The sequence below is a fragment of the uncultured Luteimonas sp. genome (assembly GCF_947492465.1).
In the GTDB taxonomy this organism is placed as follows: domain Bacteria; phylum Pseudomonadota; class Gammaproteobacteria; order Xanthomonadales; family Xanthomonadaceae; genus Luteimonas.
This window is the reverse complement of record NZ_CANLNF010000024.1, coordinates 1-2,035: the sequence shown is the minus strand read 5'-3', so window position 1 is coordinate 2,035 and position 2,035 is coordinate 1. Positions and strand designations below refer to the sequence as shown.

Genomic DNA, 2,035 nt, shown 5'->3' with positions numbered 1-2,035 from the left:
CGGGTTGAGGATCAGTTGCGGGTCGTGCCGAGGGTGGCTTCCAGATCTCTGAGTCGGTAGCTTCTCCCCTTGATGTTCAGCACGTGAGCCTTGTGCAGGAGTCGGTCGAGGATGGCCGCGGCCAGGGCTTCGTCGCCGGCCAGCAGTTCGGTCCAGTCGCGCACGGACTTGTTGGTGGTGATCAGGATCGCGCCGCGCCCGTAGCGGTAGGTGACCAGGCGGAAGAACAGGCTGGCCTCATCGCGGGTCATCGGCTCGAAGCCCAGCTCGTCGATGATCAGCAGGGCGGTGTTGAGGTACTTGCGCCGTCGCAGCCGCGCCGGAGGCAGGTGGGCGTCGGCCTTGAGCTGCAGCTTGAGTTCGTCGAAGCGGTAGAACTGCGCCGAGAACCCGTGCTCGACGGCCTTGACGCCCAGGCCGACTGCCAGATGGCTTTTGCCAACGCCGGGTGGGCCCTGGATCAGGATGGTCTCGGCCGCGCGGATGTAGGCGCACGTGGCCAGGGTATCGATGCGCGAGCGCTCGATCGCTGGCTGGAACGCGAAGTCGAAGTCGGCGAGCGTCTGGCCGTTGGGCAGGCTCGACAACCGCAGTGCGGTTCGCACGCGACGCCCTTCGCGTGCCTGGTGCTCTGCATCGAGCAGCGCATCGATCAGGGCGTGGGGCGCATGTCCTTCCTTGACCGCTTCGCTGAGCAACGGCTCGAGCTGGTCGGCCGCGTGCGCCAGCCCCAGGCCGAGCAGGCGCTCGCGGGTGCGGTCGACATCGAGCTTGCGACGGCTCATCGGGCCACCTCGGCCAGCGCGGCGTAGAGGTCGATTGGGCGCTGCTGCACCGGCATCGCCGCCAGTTCCTGCAGCCGCCGCCCCATGCGGCCGAGCGGCGTGGGCGGCTGTACGGTGTCGGTCGCCGGACCCTCGTAGTGCGTCGGATCGATCAGCAACCGGTGGTCGGTATGCCGCGGGTGCCGGGCGATGATCTGCTGGTCGGCCAGCACCTGGACGCAGCCAACGCCGCCGCGGACTTCGACCGTCTGGCCCAGGTACGCGAACGGGACCGAGTACTGCCGGCCCTCGAAGGCGACCAGGCCATCGCGGCCGACGCGGCGGGTGGCTACTTCGTCGAAGGGGACCGGCAGGATCGGCAATGGCGCCAGCGCCGCGCGCTCGGCCTGCCACGCGTCGAAGACGCTTCCGCCGGTGGCCGGGCAACGGCGGCGACGGGCGCTGTCTTGCACCGCCTCGTCCGTCGCCGCCTGCAGTTCCTCCACGCTGTCCCATGCCTGACGAGCCAGGTCGATGCCCCGATGCGTCCGCACGGCGCGTTCGACCTTGCCCTTGTGCTCGGGGCTATAGGGCGCGCAGGGGTCGACGTGGAAGCGCACGGTCGTGGCGTAGCGGCGATAGCTGTCGTTGAGCTGCCCCCAGCTGCCGGCGCCGCGCACCACGGCCGTCTTCGTGTTGTCGACACGCAGCACGGCCGGGATGCCGCCAACCCGCTCGAAGGCGGCGTTGTGCGCGGCCAGCCAGCACAGGCTGTCTTCGGCAGGCATCCACACGACGGCGCCGAAGCGCGAGTGCGAGAGCACCAGGTGGAAGGCGTGCAGGGCGGCTAGCTCGCCGCCGACGACCATGCGCGGGAACTGCGCCCAGTCCACCTGGGCTTGCGCTCCGGGCGGGGTCTCCACCCGGCGGCGGGCGCGGACCGGGGGTGGCGGGTAGCGATCGGCGACGAAGCGTTGCACCGAGCGCAGGCTGCCGGTGTAGCCGTGTTCGGCCACGAGCCAGGAGTGCAGCGCGGCCAGGTTCGTTCGGTTGTGGTGCGCCATCCAGTGTGCGATCGCGTCGGCAGCGACGCCGGCCCGGCGGGGCTGGTCGGCACGGCCGTCGCGGGCGCCGGTGGCCTGCCGGGCGAGGTGATAGCGGACGGTACCTTCGCTCAGGTCCAGCTGGCGAGCGATGGCCCGCTTGGGCACGCCCTTGGCGGCCAGGGTCTTGATGGTCATGCGGATCTCCAGATCGGTGATCGCCACGCC

The 2,035-nt window shown here is 70.4% G+C and carries 2 protein-coding genes; both read right to left on the bottom strand.

The features are described 5' to 3' along the window. Window positions 1-11 precede the first annotated feature (11 nt). Entirely contained in the window at window positions 12-785 is a 774-nt protein-coding gene (gene istB / locus Q0863_RS18395; RefSeq protein WP_059401252.1) for an IS21-like element helper ATPase IstB, read from the bottom strand. After that, window positions 782-2,035: IS21 family transposase (gene istA, locus Q0863_RS18390; protein ID WP_298581754.1), on the bottom strand; the 1,254-nt coding region annotated here is incomplete at its 5' end. The genes istA and istB, both read right to left, overlap by 4 nt.

What these genes read in the sequence shown, in the direction of transcription:
- istB (WP_059401252.1), bottom strand. Translation starts at nt 785, where the DNA reads ATGAGCCGTCGCAAGCTCGATGTCGACCGCACCCGCGAGCGCCTGCTC.